Genomic DNA, 15,869 nt, shown 5'->3' with positions numbered 1-15,869 from the left:
CGCGCACTCGTGACAACTCACTGACGTCCGGGACAATTTGCTTCCCGGAGCCGTTACCCGCGGTTACATTGCGCCGGTGACGTCAACTCGTTGGGCAATCTGGTTGGGCACCATGGGTACCGGGGCATGCCTTGCCCTCGGGGTCGGGCACGGCGTCGCCGCGGCCGACACGGACACCTCCAGTGGCGGTGATTCGTCCAATACGGCATCGAAGTCCGGTACGCCATCGGCCGGCGAATCGGCGTCCCAGAGCGCCGCCGACCAGCAAGAAACGAGCACGTCGGCCGATTCAGCGGACGATCCGGCGACGGTTCCCGGCTCGACGAAGCGCCGGGGTGCGGCCAGCTCCGTGACCGCCGACGCGGAATCCGAGTCAGAGACAGCGGCCGGCGCGGAGGTCGAGACCGAGGCCGAGGTCGTGGCCGGCGCGGAGACTGAGGCGGACGATCCTGAGGCGACCGGCGACGAGCCGACCGGAACGGACACGCCGTCGGGGACAGCCCTGGCCGATGTGGTGGTCGAGGATGTGCCGACTACCGGATCCACCGGGTCCACTGCCACCTCCGCAACGTCCGGCAACTCCGCGCCCGCGGCGCCCACGGCACCCGAGCCGGCGACACCGCAGACCGACGCACGCACCCAGGCAATCCCTGCGGCCCAAGCGGCGCTCCCCGCCACGGTCACCGGCGTCCAGACCGGCCACGCGAAGCTGACCATCCCCGTCGGCACCCGGGGGTACACCACCCGCGCGGACTGGTACCTGCCCACCCAGGCAGACGGTTCCGTGGCCGCGACCGGGGTGATCTGGCTGCAGCACGGCTTCCTCGGCAACAAGGCGTCCATGTCGAAGTTGGCGCAGACGCTGTCGCAGCAGACCAACAGCGTCATCGTGGTACCCAACATCTCGTCGTTCCCGCTGGCCTGCTCCGCCTGCTGGATCAACGGCGCACCGCTGCAAGAGGCCGTCGCGACCATGTTTCTCGGCGACCGCGCGTCGCTGACCGCCAGCGCCACCACCGCAGGCCTTGTGGGCGCGCTGCCGGAGGATTTCGTGATGTCCGGGCACTCCGCAGGCGGTGGCTTCGCCACCTCCGTGGGCGGCTACTACACCACCGACGTCGCCGGCGCCGGCAGCCTGCGCGGCGTCGTCATGTTCGACGGCTTCGCTTTCTACGGCGTGCTGACCAGCGCCCTGGCGAAGCTGGACGACCCCTTCGTCCCGGTCTACCAAGTCGCTGCGCCGCCTCAGCCGTTCAATTCCAACGGGGCCTCCACCAAGGAGCTGGTGGCGGCCCGTCCGGGCCAGTTCGTCGGCGCGACGCTCGCGTTCGGCTCCCACGCAGACGCGATCATCGGCGGGAACGCGATCTTCGACTTCCTCGCGCAGCTGGCCACCGGCGTCTCCCCGGCCGGCAACACCCAAGCGGCGTACACCCTGGCCACGGGCTGGATCAACGACATGTACCAGGGCCTGACCCCGCTGACGGGCAACGGTATCTACGGAGTCCCTGACCAGTACATCGTCATGGGCGACACAGCCGCGATCGTGCTCGCGGCGCCGCCGGTGGTGGATCTCGGCAGGTACCTCGGCACCTGGTACGAGGTGGGCAGCGTCAAGCAGTTCTTCTCGATCGGCCTGGTCAACACCACGGCCGTGTACGGCCTCAACCCCGACGGCTCGATCAAGGTCGAGAACTCCGGCAACTACTTCGTCAACAACGGACCGAAGGCGACCATCGTCGGGTCCGCGCTTCCGGTCGATGCCGACAACAACAAGCTCAACGTCCGCTTCTTCGGGGCGGCATCGGCCAGGCCGCCCGGCAACTACTGGATCGTCGACCTCGACCCCGACTACCAGTGGGCCGTCGTCACCGACCCCACCGGCTTCAGCGGGTTCCTGCTCACCCGGGACCCGATCGTCTCCGCGGACTTCTACCAGGAACTGTTGGACCGGGCCTCGGTCAACGGCGTGAAGGGGCGCATCACCCCGACCCGCCAGCCGGCGGCGGCGCCGGCCACCGCCATCTCGGTCTGAGGTCGACGCACGATTCGATTCGGCTCTCACGGGTTATTCTCGGAGAACACTTGTTCACTGAGAATCACTCGGAGCAGACATGCGCACAGCCGACATGCACGCCCTCGGCGATGTCGCCGCGGAGGGCCTCACAGTCCTCAACACCCTGGTGCGCGGCATGCACAAAGGCATCGCGGGACGGGTGTTCGCCGCGATCGGACCCGCGGCCAGACCCGTCGAAATGGTGCATGACGCGATCGCCGGCACGGTGTACGACGCGCTCGGCATCGCCGGTCAGCGCCTGCCGCCCGCGCTGAGTTCGGTAGCCGCCGCGGGTCTCGCCTTCGACGACGACCCTGCCCTGGACGAACGTCCGGGGATCGCGGACGCGATCGCGGCGCTCAACGGGATCTACGGCGATGAACTCGCCGAGCGTGGGAGCCCCCTGGCCGCGCCGATGTCGGTGCGCGTATCCGGGCGCCCGGTGCCACTGACACCTGACGCCATCGCCGGGGCCTACCCCTGCCCGACCGAGTCGCTCGCTGTGTTCGTGCACGGACTCTGTCAGACGGAGTCGTCCTGGCGGCGGCCACCGCGGCCCGTCACCACGGAGCCGGACCCGAGGTCCTACGGGGACCGCCTGCACGACGACCTGGGGTTCACGCCGATCGAGATCCGGTACAACACCGGGCTGCACATCTCGACCAACGGCCACCAGCTCGACGAGATTCTCACCCGGCTGGTCGAGATCTGGCCGGTGCCCGTACGGCGCATCGCGCTGGTCGGTCACTCGATGGGTGGCCTGGTGGCGCGCAGCGCATGCCACTACGGCCACGACCAGAATCGCCGGTGGACCCGCAGCACCCGTCAGGTCGTGTGCCTCGGCTCCCCCCACCTGGGCGCGGACCTGGAGAAGGGTGTCAACGCCGCGACCTGGGCCATGGCGAAGCTGGGCGAGACCAGAGCAGTCGCCGAGCTGCTCAATCTGCGAAGTGACGGCATCAAGGATCTCCGCTTCGGGGCTCTGCTCGACGACGACTGGGCTGAGGCCGACCCCGACGAGTTCCTACGTGACCGGTGCCGCGAAGTGCCGTTCTTACCCTCTGCCACATACCATTTCGTGGCAACCTCAGCAGGCCCGGCCGCCGTCGGCCTGCTGTTCGGCGACCATCTGGTGCGCCCGTCGAGCGCCTCGGGTCGAGGCCGTACCCGGCGGCTCCCGTTCGCCGACGATGCAGGCCTGACGCTGACAGGGCTGCACCACTTCGACCTGCTCAACCACCCCGACATCTACGCCAAATTGCAGCAGTGGCTGGGTGCGTCGTCGTCCTGAGCACCGGCCACACTAGTTGGTCGTCGGTGGTGGTCTGCGGTAGGGGTGGTACCACTTCCATTGGGCGCGTTCGCCGGTCGGTCCGCGGTACGGCGGGACCTGTGGTGGTGGCGTGGTGGGTGGCCTAGCCAGGGAGGCCCCGCTGAGTGGACGACCTCGGGCGTCGGCGACCACCAGGGTATGCGCCGGGCCGGTGAGCGTGATGACGCCGCGGTGATGCGCCCGATGATGGAACGGACACACCAGCACCAGGTTGTCCAGCTCGGTCAGACCGCCGTCTTCCCAATGGACCAGATGATGCGCGTGCAGGCCGCGGGTCGCCCCGCACCCGGGGACCACACAACAACGGTCGCGGAGCTCCAACGCCCGACGTAGCCGCCGGCTGACGGTGCGGGCGGCCCGCCCCGCCCCGACGACCTGACCGTGGCGTTCGAACCACACCTCACAGGTGGCATCACAGCCCAGGTAGCGGCGCTGCTCATCGGTGAGCACCGGACCCAGATGCAACGCCCCGACCTTCGTCTCCACATCGACGTGCACCACCACGGTGGTGTGCTGGCCGTGCGGACGCCGGGCTGCTTCGGCATCCCAACTGGATTCGACCAGCCGGGTGAACGCATCGAGGGTGCTCGGAAACGGCGCCACGCCCGCCCCGTCGCGGCCCTCGATCCGGCGGTCGTCTTTCCACTCGGCGATCAGGGCATCACGGTGCGCCGACAGGGCCGCATCGAACGCGGCGGCTTCCAGGTTCGACAGCCGGATCCGCCACGTCGTGAACCCCGCCTCGGTGACCTTGGTGATGGACTGCCCGGACGCACCGGGATCCGGACCAGGCCCGTCGTCGGTGCCCTCGTCGTCGTCCTCGTCCCCGTCCTCGTCGTCAGTGTCGCCTTGGTCAGGGTCGGGTTCGGGTGGGAGTTCCTGGGCGACCGCGGTGCGCAGCTGGGTGACCGTCGCATACCGCGCCAACCCCACATAATGGTCATCGGAGCCGTCACCGGCGCGTTCAGCGATCACCCCCACCTGATCCAGCGACAACCAGCCCTTGCGCAGGCCGGTAGTACAGCGCGGGAACTGCTCGGCCCGATCAGCCACCGCGACGATGGTTTCGGCGTTACGCGGGGAGACCCCCAGCTTCCACGCCACCGACGAGGCGATCGACTTCGCCCCCGTCATCCCCCACAACCGCTCACCATCGAGCTCGGCCACGATATCGACGATGCGCCCATCGATCGCATTACGCTGACCCGCCAACTCCGACAACTCCTCGAACAACACCTCAAGACGCTCCTTAGGTCCCAAAGATGTTGCCGCCAACGACATAACACCATCACACCACAAGGGTCCGACAACTTTCGGATCGCTAGATGCGAGTTCCTGCGGGATCACCACCGATGCGTTGGGTCAGCCAGACCGGCACGATCGCCAGGATCGTCAACGCCGCCGCGACGACATTGATCACCGGGGCCTGATTGGGGCGGAACATGTTCCCGAAGATCCAGATCGGCAGTGTCTGCACCGACGGGCCCGCGGTGAAAGTCGTCACGACGATCTCGTCGAAGCTCAGTGCGAACGCCAGGATCGCGCCGGCCACGAGCGCGCCGCGCATCATCGGCAGTGTCACGAACCGGAACGTCTGCCACGTCGACGCTCCGAGATCGGCAGACGCCTCCTCCAAGCTGGTGCCCAGCCGCCGTAGGCGCGCCTGGGTGTTGTTGAAGACGATGACGATGCAGAACGTCGCGTGACCCACGATGACCGTCGCCATTCCGAGCGTGATCCCCAGCACCGATGTGAACGTGGCGTTGAGCGCGATGCCGGTGACGATGCCGGGCAACGTGATCGGCAGCACCACAAGCAGATTGACGGTCTGCTTGCCGAAGAAGTTGTAGCGCTGAACCGCGAAGGCGACCATGGTGCCCAGCACCAGCGCAATCGCCGTGGCCGCCAGCCCGACGACCACCGAATTGCCCAGCGACGTCCACATCCCCTCGCTGTGCCAGGCGGTTCGCCACCACTGCAGCGTGAATCCCTGCGGCGGGAACGCGAACGACTTCGACGTGTTGAATGCATTGACGATCACCAACGCCAGTGGTGCGTAGATGAACACAAGGACGAGGACGGTCCACGCCCGCGTGGAGGCCTGCAGCCGACGTGACAACATCAGACGTTCTCCAATGCGCCGGTGCGCCGCATCGCGACCAGATACAGGATGATCGCCAGGAACGGGATCAACGACAGCGCCGCCGCCATCGGTTGATTGTTGGCCGTCACCAACTGGCCGTAGATCACGTTGCCCAGCAATTGGGTCTTTCCGCCGACGATCGTCACCGCGATGTAGTCACCGAGCGACAGTGAGAACGTGAAGATCGATCCGGCTGCGATCCCCGGGAACACCATGGGTGCCGCGACCAGACGCAGTGTGGTGACATCCGAGGCTCCCAGATCAGAGCTGGCATCCAGAAGCGCGTCGGGCACCCGCTGGAACGCGGCGAACACCGGAATCACCATGTAGGGCAACCACAGATAGGTCAACGTGATCACGGTCGCGACCAACCCGTACCCCGGGGACCACCCGGTGGCCCATGCCAGCGGCCCGCCCTCGGGCGAGAGCAGCATCCGCCATGCATAGGCCTTCACCAGGTAGCTCGCCCACAGTGGTGTGGTGACAGCGACCACCAGCGCCACCCGCATCGCCGGCGATGCGACCTTCGCCATGAAGAGTGCCAGCGGGACGGCCAGAACCGCGCACAACACCGTGACGGCCAGCGCCACCCCGACGGTCCGCACGGTCACAGCCCGGAACACGTCGTCGGTCACCACCCGCACCAGGTTGTCGGTGGTGAACTTGTGCACCACCGCGCCGGTGAAGCTGTTGGTGGTCCAGAACGCCGAGACCATCAGCACGGCAAGTGATCCCAGGTAGGCGATCACCAGCCACGCCAGCGGCGGAACCAACAAGACCGCCAGCGCCGCCTTCTCCCGCGTCCGCGGCGCCGGCGGGGAGGGCATCAGCCCTTGATCTCCTGCCACTTGTTGACCCACTCGTCGTAACTCGTGCAGTTGTCGCCGCTACCGTCCACGCACTTGGTCTGCGGCGTTGTCCAGTAATGGATCTGGGCAGCGTAGTCCGCATCATCGGCGTGGTAGGTGGCGCAGTGCGCCTTGTCAGAGGTCAACGCGCAGGACTTGGTCTGCGACGGCGCCTCACCGAAGTACTCGGCCACCTGAGCATTGGCCTCCGGCGAGATGATGTAGTCCATCCACTTGTACATGCAGTTGGGGTGGGCAGCCTTGGCTGCGAGCATCCACGTGTCCGACCACCCGGTCGAGCCTTCTTTGGGCAGGACCGTGCCGATCTTGACCTTGCCGTCGGCCTCGATCGTGTTGGCGATCACCTGCCAGCTGGTGCCGATCACCGTCGTGCCGGACTCGAACGCCTGCACCTCTTTGGTGTAGTCCGACCAGTACTCGCCGATGTTCTCCTTCTGCTGCTTGAGCAGTTCGGTTGCGGCATCGAGCTGCTCGGCGGTCAACGAGTACGGATCCTTTATGCCAAGCTCAGGCTTCGTCTTCGACAGGTACAGCGCCGCGTCGGCGATGTAGATCGGCGAATCGTAGGCGGTCACCTTGCCCTTGAATTCGGGGGCGCCCGGGAACACCGCACCCCATGAATCCGGGGGTGGGGTGACCGTATCGGCGTTGTACATCAGGAGATTCGCACCCCAGCCGTGCGGGACGCCGTACATCTGACCGTCGACGGAGTTCCACGGCTTGTCCTTCAGGAACGGCACCACGGTCGCATAGTTGGGCGTCAGCTCGGTGTTGACCGGAGCCACATCGCCGGCATAGATCAACCGCAGAGTGGCGTCACCGGAGGCCGACACCCCGTCGTACTGGCCGGTCCGCATCAACTGCACCATCTCGTCGGACGTGTTGCCGATCTTGACGTTGACCTTGCATCCGGTCTCCTGCTCGAACGGCGTGACCCAGTCGACCGCAGGGTCGTTGGAGCCGTTCTCCGCGTAGCCGGCCCACGCGACAAGATTCAGCTCACCCTCCCCGTCGCCGACGGCGGTCGCCTGCTCCAGTTCTGGTGGCGCTCCGGAGGTTCCGGCGTCTTCCGAACTCGAACAGCCTGCGAGCAGCAGCGTGCCCACCGCCACCGCGATGCCGAGACGGCGAATCGGATATCTCATGGGCCTACTCCTTCTGATCTTTCATCGGTGAGGTCGAGAACCGCGGCGTCGGGCCACGCGAGGACTATCGGGGTGCCGTGCGCGATGGCGGTGGAGGCCTCCGCGGACAGCAGGGTCGCGGTGAGACGCACCGGGGAGCTCAGGCCCGCGGCCCCGGTGACGGTGGCTGCGATCCGGGTGGTGGGACCGGCATAGACCACCTCGGCGACCTCGGCGTCGACGGCGCGGTGCGCTGCCGGCACTGCAGCGCCCCGGTCGAGGACCTCGATGCGCTCCGGGCGGATCGCGAAGGTCCCGCGAGTGCCCAGCACCGCAGCGGCCGCCTCGCCGTCGAGCACGTTCGAGGTACCGACGAAGTCGGCGACGAACCTGTTGGCGGGGTTCTCGTACACGTCGCGGGCGGCACCGATCTGCTCGATGCGACCGTCGTTGAGGACGACGAGACGGTCGCACAGCGTCAGCGCTTCGTCCTGGTCATGGGTCACGATGACGAAGGTGATCCCGACCTCGCGCTGAATCGCCTTGAGCTCGACCTGCATCTGTTCGCGCAGCTTCAGGTCCAGCGCGCCGAGTGGCTCGTCGAGCAGCAGGACGCGGGGCCGACCGACCAGTGCGCGGGCCAGTGCGACGCGCTGCTGCTGACCGCCGGACAACTCGCCCGGCTTGCGCGCCACCTGGCCGGAAAGGCGGACCATCTCCAGCGCTTCGGCGGCGCGGCGCCGCCGTTCCGCCTTGCCGACCCCGCGGACACGCAGGCCGTACTCCACGTTCTGCGCGACGGACATGTGCGGGAACAGCGCGTACTGCTGGAACACGGTGTTGGTGTCCCGCCGGGCCGGCGGCAGTGCGGTGACGTCCTGGCCGCCGAGCTTGATGGTGCCTGCGGTCGGTGCCTCGAATCCCGCGATCAACCGCAGCAGGGTCGTCTTGCCGGAGCCGGACGGCCCCAGGATCGCGAACAGCTCACCGTCGCCGATGGACAGGTCGGCGCCCTCGACCGCGACGACGCCGCCGCCGAACTCCTTGCGGACGCCGATCAGCTCGATCTGCGGCACCGCCGCGTCACCCTCGGGTTCCGCACCGCGGGCTGAGGCGACAGTTCCGGATGACATTCAGGCATCCTACGAATACCGTTGCCATACCGCAGTTCAAGCGCGGATTCCGTCGTGACGCTCCGGCGAAGCAGGTCGATGGACGCGATCGGTCAGGTGGTCGTGGATCGACGCGGCCGCTCCGACGCCTCGATGCCGTTCGCGAGCAGTCCGAGCGTGCCGCCGCCGCGCCTGTTTCCGAGCGAGTAGATCACGTCGTATTCGTCGAACAACGAGATGCCCGTGTTGAGGTAGTACTTGTCGGTCGCCCCCGGATCCGAGGCATCGGAGTTCTGGACGTCCACCCGGCCGCCGTCGATCGAGCTGTCGGTGGTGAACGAGAAGAACGTCACCGACTGCCCCGAAGTGGTTGTGCCGGTGAGGAAGAAGGGGAGCCGATCGACGAGCTTGCCCTTGGTGTACTCCTCTTTCCAGTCGACCAGCTGGTCCTTGTACTCCTTCTCGCTCGGGTGCCCGCTCAGTTGGGTGTTGTGGATCGTGGTGCTGGCGCCGGTGTCGGGCAGGATCGGGGTGCCCTCGTCCTCGATGACGAGCTTGCCGTCGCGGTCGATGATGTTGATCGTGGCGTCGAAGGGCTGGAGCGCGTAATACTGCAACCCGCTGTGCGGCACTCGGGCCTTCTTCGGCGCGAGCGGATCACCCACCATGTCGAAGTACATCGCATCGGGCGCGCGCAGGTCGCGCCTCGTCAGCCCGATCTGCACCCACGCCTGCTTGGCGACGGGATCGAGGTGCACCCGGAAACCGGGGCGCACGCCCCACCCGTAGGTCAACTGCGTGATGACATTGAGGATGTCGTCGCTCTTGTAGTTCAACGACATCCCGAAGTCGCCGTAGAACGCGCCCTCGATCGGCGGCGGGCCGCCAACGGGCTCGCCGCGCGGGTTCCAGTACACGTCGGGTGCGGTCGTTGTGCCGATCTGGTCCATCTGCCCGACGTACACCCGTCCGGAATTCAGCAGCGCCGCACAGCTGTCGTCCGACGCGAACAGCGACACCGGAGCCTTGGCGGTGAGGCCCTGGTAGACCAGGCCGCTGTCGAAGACGACAGTCGCCTTCGTCGTCGTGGTCCTCGAATTGTCACCCCACCACGGCGAGTTGTCCGGCACGGCGCTGGCGTAGGCCGCATACAGACCCGATGAGCCGGTATCGAACTCGAAAAGTACCGGTCGGGTGGAACCGCCGATCGCGACGTAGATACCGAGTTTGTCCTCGCCGGAGTTGGAGGTCGTCGGTGTGAAGTGCAGTGGCACCGTGATCGGTGAGGTGATCACCCCGACGCTCGCCGGAAAGAGGGTGCGGCGAACGAGATACACCGCGCCTTCGAGAAAAGGCCCGAATGGAACACGCGGGTGAGTTGCGAGCCAGTACGCAGCGCTGGTGAGGTTGCGGTCGAGGTCGACGCTGATCCGCTCGATGACCGACGTCGGCTCGTCACACCCGCAGGGCGGAGCGAGGGCGGGAACGGACGCCGGCGCGGCAAGGCCGGTGGACAGCACCCCATCCTCGGGCGTCTCGGCCGCAACGGGTTCGGCCGCGGTGTCGCCGCTCGGCGGTTCGTCCGCCTCCGGCGGAGGAACATCGCGGTTCGCACCGCTGGTGTCGCCGGTGACGACCGCGGTCGATACGTCGGCGGCGTCGGAGTCCGACGATGCGGTCCCGTCGGGCTGGACGTCGTCCGGGGTCGCCGGCTCCTCGGCGGGCTCGTCGTCCTCGGTCGAGTCCGCCGACAGTCCCTCGTCGTCGTCCTCGGCAGGCTCGGACTCGCTGGTGTCCTGCTCGCCGGAGTCTTCGTCGGCGTGGTCGGTGTCGGACGGCCCCGCGGCGGCGGGCCCCACGGATCCGCTCACCGACGAGTCCGCCGCAGATCCGGCGCCACCCTCGTCGGCGTTCGCGGTCCCCGGCGCGGCGGCCAACCCGATTCCGATGCCGGCGGCGACCGCACCGACCTGGAGCCACCGAAGTACTGGCAGATTCCGTCTCTTTGCTGAACCGGACAACGCTTTCCCCTGACCTCACGGGCACAGCGCCTACTCGTGTGCCCGGCGAAGAACTTCCAGACAATATTCAGTTCGGCGGCACGTGTTCGCCGTTGGGTGTGGCGGAGCGTCGATCAGGCGGACAGCGCGTCCGCGATCGCGCCGGCCTGCACTTTGCCGTAATCGATCACGAGGTCGGGCGGCACCGGATCGGTGACAGCGCCCTCGAACTCGATCGTCGTGAAGGTGTTGCCCTCGGTGAACGTGAGCACGGCGATGGACCGGCTGTTGTCCGGCGAGGTACCGGTGGTGATCTCGCCTCCCACCCCGACCGGGGCCGGCTGCGTTGCGGCGTTGGCGATCTGGCCGGCCAGCGTTCCGCGGCCCTGGGTCATCGCCGAGTTGGCGGCCGCCGGATCGTCGAGCACCAGGATGGTGTCCGTCACCGTCCGGCTGCCGTCGCGATGGGTGAAGACGGTCTGGACACCCGGCTGCCCCTGCGGATCGAGCACCGGGGCCACGGCCACCCACGCCGACGAGTCGGTGACCACGTTCGGATTGACCGGAAGCGTCCCGTAGTCGACGGGCTGCGCTGCGGCGGAGGGCAATCCGCCCAGGGAGACACCGACCATCACTGCCGCGGCGCCCACCGCTGCGGTCACGCTTCTCTTCATCGTGGTGTCGACCTTCACTCTCAGCACGGGTAGCACGCCCAGCCGCGCCAGCCGTCCCGCCAGAACCAGCCGGGACCGCAGCCCATGTTGCCGGTGGTGCCGTAGCAGTCGAGCAGCTGTGCCGCCGGATCCTTCGGCAGCGTCTGGACCACCGGATCCGGAAGCGTCGGTAGTGTCGCCTGCCCCGCATTCGCGAGTCCGGCGTTCCCCACGGCACCGAGCAGCATCGCTGCTGCCGCGCCCGAGATGACGAGTGTGCGCATCGAATTCCTCCTGACGCAGGCGACAATATGGCCGACACGGTACGCCGGTGCGGTGATCTTCGCGGCGAGTCCGCAGATCACGCGCACACCCCGGGCCGGTGCGTCACGATGTCCGGGTGAGCGCGAAGACCACCTGCGCGATCGTCGGTGGCGGGCCGGCGGGCATGGTTGCAGGTCTGCTGCTGGCCCGTGCGGGCATCGACGTGACGGTGCTGGAGAAGCATGGCGACTTCCTGCGCGACTTCCGGGGCGACACCGTCCATCCGACGACGCTGCGGCTGATCGACGAGCTCGGGCTGTGGCCCCAGTTCGCGGCGCTGCCCCACAGCCGACTCGCGCAGGCCACCATCGACGTCTCCCCCGGCCACCGGGTGACGATGGTCGACTTCGGCCGGCTGCGGCAGCCACACCCCTACATCGCGATGGTTCCGCAGTGGGACCTGCTCAACCTGCTCGCCGAGGCCGGCAGGGCCGAACCCACGTTCACGCTGAGGATGAGCACCGAGGCAACCGGCCTGGTGCGCGACGCCGGACGGGTCGCGGGCGTGCGCTACCGGGACGCAGATGGCGAGGGCGAACTGCGCGCCGACCTGACCATCGCATGCGACGGTCGCGGGTCGCTGATCCGGCGCGACGCGCGTCTGCCACTCCGCGAGTTCCCGGTGAGCTTCGACGTGTGGTGGTTCCGGCTGCCCCGGCCCGCCGACGACTCCATCTACACGCTGGTTCCCCGGATCAGCCCCGGCAAGGCGATGATCGTCATTCCCCGGGAGGGCTACCTGCAGATCGCGCTGCTCATCCCCAAAGGCAGTGACGCACAACAGCGGGCCCGAGGCCTCGACGCGTTCCGCGCCGACGTCCTGGCCTTGCTGCCCGAGGCCGGTGACACTGTCGAGGCCATCATCAGCCTCGACGACGTGAAGACACTCGACGTGAAACTGAATCGATTGCGCCGCTGGCACATCGACGGCCTGCTGTGTATCGGAGACGCGGCCCACGCGATGTCACCCGCAGGAGGGGTGGGGATCAACGTGGCCATCCAGGACGGGGTGGCCGCAGCACGACTGCTGGCCGCACCGCTACGGCGCGGCGCCGTGTCCGGCCGGGAGCTGGCCGCAGTACGGCGGCGCCGCATCGTGCCCACGGCCGTGACGCAGGCGCTGCAGGTTCAGGTCGACAAGCGGCTGCTCGGCCCGATCCTGCGCGGCGGCACGGGCGGCGTCCCACCGGCCGCGGTCTGGGCGGTCGAACACGCGTCGTGGCTCACGGTCATCCCCGCCTACCTCGTCGGCGTCGGGATCCGGCCCGAACGCGCACCTGCGTTCGCACGGAGGCCACCCAAGTAAGGTCACGGCTGTGACCAGAATTGACGTCAATCCGTTCGACCTCACCGGCCACGTGGCCGTCGTCACCGGAGGCGGATCCGGCCTCGGATTGGGCATGGCCGATGGACTGGCCCGGGCGGGCGCGTCCGTCGTGATCGTGGGGCGCAACGCCGAACGACTGGACGCGGCGGCGGTGTCCCTTCGTGGCCATGGCAACCCCGTGCTGCCGCTGGCGTGCGACGTCACCGACGAAGATGCCGTCACCGCCACCATGGCCCGCGTCCGAGACGAATTCGGCTGGCTCGATTCGTGTTTCGCCAACGCGGGAGTACGGGGCCGCTTCACGCCGGTGCTCGACACCTCACTGGAGGAGTTCCGCTCGGTGACCCGTGTTGACCTCGACGGGGTGTTCCTGACGCTACGGGAAGCCGCCAGGCAGATGGTGGCGGCGGGCCGCGGCGGCAGCCTGGTCGGGGTGTCGAGCCTGGGCGCGCTGCAGGGCATGCCACGCCAGCCCGCGTACGCGGCATCCAAGGCCGGGGTGACGTCCATGATGGACAGCCTTGCCGTCGAACTGGCCAGACACGGCATCCGCGCCAACACGATTCAGCCCGGCTGGTTCGACACCGAGATGACGGCGGAGGGCCTTGCCGACGAGCGCTTCAGCTCCCGCGTCCTGCCCCGCGTTCCGGTGCGCCGGTGGGGTGCGGCCGAGGACGTCGCCGGCGTCGCGGTGTACCTGGCCAGCCCCGCCAGCACCTACCACACCGGCGACGTGTTGCGGATCGACGGCGGCTACCTCAAGTTCTAGCTTTCGCAGCCGACGCCGTCGGAGTCCCTGTCCAGCCAGGTGCCGTAATACGGCGAGCTGGACGGAATGTCGGAGTAGCCCGCGGCACGCGCCGCCGAGCAGTTGGGGAAGGGCGCCGCGGGCTGCGCGGTGGCAACTCCGACGGAGACGACGGCGGCGGACAGGGCGAGCAACGCGGCGGGGAGAAGCCTGCGGGACATGGGACTCCGTAGCGGTATGAGCTGGTGGTATGACGTTCATGACCGTACGGAGAAATTGACGCACGGGGAATCGGGGATTCCCCTCGTCGTCACCCATGGGAGCTCAGCAAACGGCTCGGCAACGTCGACGTTTGGCGGGCGACCTCGCAGGACATCATGTGGTGGTGAGCCTGCTGCCAGACGTACTGCCGACACCCGATGTGCACATCACCGACGCCGGCGTCGAGGCCGCCCTGACCGCGGCAGTGCGGATCATCAACCCGCTGCTCGACGTCCTGTGGGACAGCGACCCGTTCGGCGTGAAACTCAGCGACGACGGTATCGGCCGGGTGCTCAACGCTGTGGGCATACCGGGCACCAAGACCTGGGCCGAGATGGACATCGACGCCCGGATCCACTGGTGGGTGTGGCGGGTGGGCGCGCTGAACACGGTCGCGGTGGCCGCCCCCGGCGTCCTGGGCGTCCTAGGACGCCGCCTCCCGATCCAGGACCTCATCGGTTTCGTCAGCCAGGCCGCCGTGCTGTGCGCGGTGGCGCGCGAGCTCGGTGCAACGGACCAGCGCACCCAGGTGCGGATGCTGGCCTCGGTGCTCTGCGATCGGGACCTGTCGGTCGTCGTGTACGACGCGGCCGGCGAGCGGCGACTGGCCGTGATCCCGAACAGCCCCGTGGGCGTCGCCAAAGCGGTGTGGAACCTGATCGGCCTGTTCGACGCCATCGGCGACGAGCTGGCCAAGCGGCCGCACTCGCGGGCGCCGTTCAGATACCTGAGCATGCTGCCCGCCGTCGGCGCGATCGCGGCGTACTTCGGTGAATGCGGCGCGCTGGCCCGCGCCGCGAAGGAGGGCCGGCGCTGGGTGGAGCGCCAGGCCCGGCCGTCACAGGCCTAGGGAGTCCTCGACTGCCCGCAGCGTGGTCGCCGACGCCTGCAGCCCCACCAATTCGGTTTCTGACAACGACACCTCGAGGACTCGTCCGGCACCGCCCGCCGACACGACGGTCGGCAGCGACAGCGCCACCCCGAAGATGCCGTAGGCACCCGCCTGCACCGTCGACACCGGCAGGACCCGATGCTGGTTGCCGAGGATCGCTTCGATGATCCGCGCGCTCGACAGCCCGATCGCCAGGTTGGTCGCCCCCTTGCCCGCGATGATCTCGTAGGCGGCGTTGACCACGTCCGCGGAGATGCGTCGCCGGGAGTCCTCGTCGAACAGGAACACGCCGTCGCGGCGGAACTTCGCGGCGGGAACTCCCCCGATCGACACGCTCGACCACAGGGAGATCTCCGAATCTCCGTGCTCGCCAACGATGAAACCGTGGACGTTACCGACGGCGAGATCGGCCCGCTCGGCGATCAGGTAGCGAAACCGGCTGGAGTCCAACACAGTTCCCGATCCGAACACCTGCCCCGGCGCCGCGTCGACGGACTGGACGGCGGCGAAGGTGACGACGTCGACGGGATTGGTGACGAAGACGATGACGGCCTCGGGCGAATGCGCGAGCAACTTCGGCGTCAGCGACTGTGCCATCGCCACGTTGGCCGCGGCCAGTTCCAGGCGACTCTGACCGGGGTTCTGCTTGGCTCCCGCGGTCACCACGACAACCGCTGAGCGTGCCGTCACGGCGATGTCGTCGGAGCCGGTGATCCGGCAGTGCGGAACGAACTGGCTGCCGTGATTGAGGTCGAGCACTTCGGCGCGCACCTTGCCGGCGTTGACGTCGTAGAGCGCCAAGGATCCCGCCGACCCCCGGATCAGGCAGGCGTAGGCGATCGCCGTGCCCACGCTTCCCATTCCGACGACCGAGACCTTGGCGTTCTGTTCCACGGGCATGGCCACATTGTTATGCACGTTCCACCCATGGTGTTGACGCGCGCGAAAAGAACGGCGCTGCCTGCGTTTTCACAGCCGACGTGGGCGCTGTGCAGGTGAACAGTCTGGAAGAACGCTGTGAAACTCG

Annotated in this window: 15 protein-coding genes; 5 read left to right on the top strand and 10 right to left on the bottom strand. The window is 67.9% G+C overall.

The window, feature by feature from the left end:
• The first annotated feature begins 76 nt into the window (after nucleotides 1-76).
• Together EL337_RS02055 and EL337_RS02050 are read left to right on the top strand one after the other, a co-directional pair.
• On the top strand, nucleotides 77-2,035 hold the full coding sequence (locus EL337_RS02055; protein WP_048632450.1) for a lipocalin family protein: 1,959 nt from the start codon (nucleotides 77-79) through the stop codon (nucleotides 2,033-2,035).
• 79 nt (nucleotides 2,036-2,114) lie between these two features.
• The gene (locus tag EL337_RS02050; protein ID WP_048632451.1) at nucleotides 2,115-3,347 is read left to right on the top strand and encodes an esterase/lipase family protein; all 1,233 of its coding nucleotides are present in this window, start codon (nucleotides 2,115-2,117) and stop codon (nucleotides 3,345-3,347) included.
• Between the two features lie 12 nt (nucleotides 3,348-3,359).
• On the opposite strand, the gene EL337_RS02045 is transcribed toward EL337_RS02050, so the two are convergent.
• The 8 genes from EL337_RS02045 to EL337_RS02010 form a co-directional block, all read right to left on the bottom strand.
• Nucleotides 3,360-4,670, bottom strand: a complete 1,311-nt coding sequence (locus EL337_RS02045; protein WP_126316476.1) for an HNH endonuclease signature motif containing protein — start codon at nucleotides 4,668-4,670, stop codon at nucleotides 3,360-3,362.
• A 40-nt stretch (nucleotides 4,671-4,710) separates the two neighbouring features.
• The gene (locus EL337_RS02040) at nucleotides 4,711-5,511 is read right to left on the bottom strand and encodes an ABC transporter permease (RefSeq protein ID WP_048632452.1); all 801 of its coding nucleotides are present in this window, start codon (nucleotides 5,509-5,511) and stop codon (nucleotides 4,711-4,713) included.
• Nucleotides 5,511-6,359 (bottom strand): ABC transporter permease, encoded by an 849-nt coding sequence (locus EL337_RS02035; protein WP_048632453.1) that lies wholly within the window; start codon nucleotides 6,357-6,359, stop codon nucleotides 5,511-5,513. The genes EL337_RS02040 and EL337_RS02035 overlap by 1 nt, the downstream gene beginning before the upstream one ends.
• Nucleotides 6,359-7,546 (bottom strand): ABC transporter substrate-binding protein, encoded by a 1,188-nt coding sequence (locus tag EL337_RS02030; protein WP_048632454.1) that lies wholly within the window; start codon nucleotides 7,544-7,546, stop codon nucleotides 6,359-6,361. The genes EL337_RS02035 and EL337_RS02030 overlap by 1 nt, the downstream gene beginning before the upstream one ends.
• Complete coding sequence (locus EL337_RS02025; RefSeq protein WP_048632455.1) at nucleotides 7,543-8,658, bottom strand: ABC transporter ATP-binding protein; 1,116 nt, start codon at nucleotides 8,656-8,658, stop codon at nucleotides 7,543-7,545. The genes EL337_RS02030 and EL337_RS02025 overlap by 4 nt, the downstream gene beginning before the upstream one ends.
• A 92-nt stretch (nucleotides 8,659-8,750) precedes the next feature.
• Nucleotides 8,751-10,658, bottom strand: a complete 1,908-nt coding sequence (locus EL337_RS02020) for a prolipoprotein diacylglyceryl transferase (protein WP_126316474.1) — start codon at nucleotides 10,656-10,658, stop codon at nucleotides 8,751-8,753.
• A 113-nt stretch (nucleotides 10,659-10,771) separates the two neighbouring features.
• Complete coding sequence (locus EL337_RS02015; RefSeq protein ID WP_232786794.1) at nucleotides 10,772-11,299, bottom strand: hypothetical protein; 528 nt, start codon at nucleotides 11,297-11,299, stop codon at nucleotides 10,772-10,774.
• Between the two features lie 32 nt (nucleotides 11,300-11,331).
• Nucleotides 11,332-11,574, bottom strand: coding sequence for a hypothetical protein (locus tag EL337_RS02010; RefSeq protein WP_048632613.1), 243 nt, complete (start codon nucleotides 11,572-11,574; stop codon nucleotides 11,332-11,334).
• Nucleotides 11,575-11,690: 116 nt separating this feature from the next.
• On the opposite strand from EL337_RS02010, the gene EL337_RS02005 reads away from it, so the two are divergent.
• Together EL337_RS02005 and EL337_RS02000 are read left to right on the top strand one after the other, a co-directional pair.
• Nucleotides 11,691-12,920: an FAD-dependent oxidoreductase gene (locus EL337_RS02005; RefSeq protein ID WP_197724169.1), complete on the top strand. Its 1,230-nt coding sequence runs from the start codon at nucleotides 11,691-11,693 to the stop codon at nucleotides 12,918-12,920.
• Between the two features lie 19 nt (nucleotides 12,921-12,939).
• Nucleotides 12,940-13,710, top strand: coding sequence for an SDR family NAD(P)-dependent oxidoreductase (locus EL337_RS02000; protein ID WP_370737157.1), 771 nt, complete (start codon nucleotides 12,940-12,942; stop codon nucleotides 13,708-13,710).
• On the opposite strand, the gene EL337_RS01995 is transcribed toward EL337_RS02000, so the two are convergent.
• Nucleotides 13,707-13,910 (bottom strand): excalibur calcium-binding domain-containing protein, encoded by a 204-nt coding sequence (locus tag EL337_RS01995; protein ID WP_048632459.1) that lies wholly within the window; start codon nucleotides 13,908-13,910, stop codon nucleotides 13,707-13,709. The genes EL337_RS02000 and EL337_RS01995 overlap by 4 nt on opposite strands.
• 164 nt (nucleotides 13,911-14,074) lie before the next feature.
• Here EL337_RS01995 and EL337_RS01990 point away from each other — a divergent pair, with 164 nt between their 5' ends.
• On the top strand, nucleotides 14,075-14,800 hold the full coding sequence (locus EL337_RS01990; RefSeq protein WP_048632614.1) for a hypothetical protein: 726 nt from the start codon (nucleotides 14,075-14,077) through the stop codon (nucleotides 14,798-14,800).
• On the opposite strand, the gene EL337_RS01985 is transcribed toward EL337_RS01990, so the two are convergent.
• Nucleotides 14,789-15,742 (bottom strand): L-lactate dehydrogenase, encoded by a 954-nt coding sequence (locus EL337_RS01985; RefSeq protein WP_048632615.1) that lies wholly within the window; start codon nucleotides 15,740-15,742, stop codon nucleotides 14,789-14,791. The genes EL337_RS01990 and EL337_RS01985 overlap by 12 nt on opposite strands.
• Nucleotides 15,743-15,869: the final 127 nt, after the last annotated feature.

Origin of the sequence: Mycolicibacterium aurum (assembly GCF_900637195.1) — a bacterium.
In the GTDB taxonomy this organism is placed as follows: Bacteria; Actinomycetota; Actinomycetes; order Mycobacteriales; family Mycobacteriaceae; genus Mycobacterium; species Mycobacterium aurum.
Note: the sequence above shows the minus strand (reverse complement) of the source record. Positions and strands in the feature narration are given on the sequence as shown.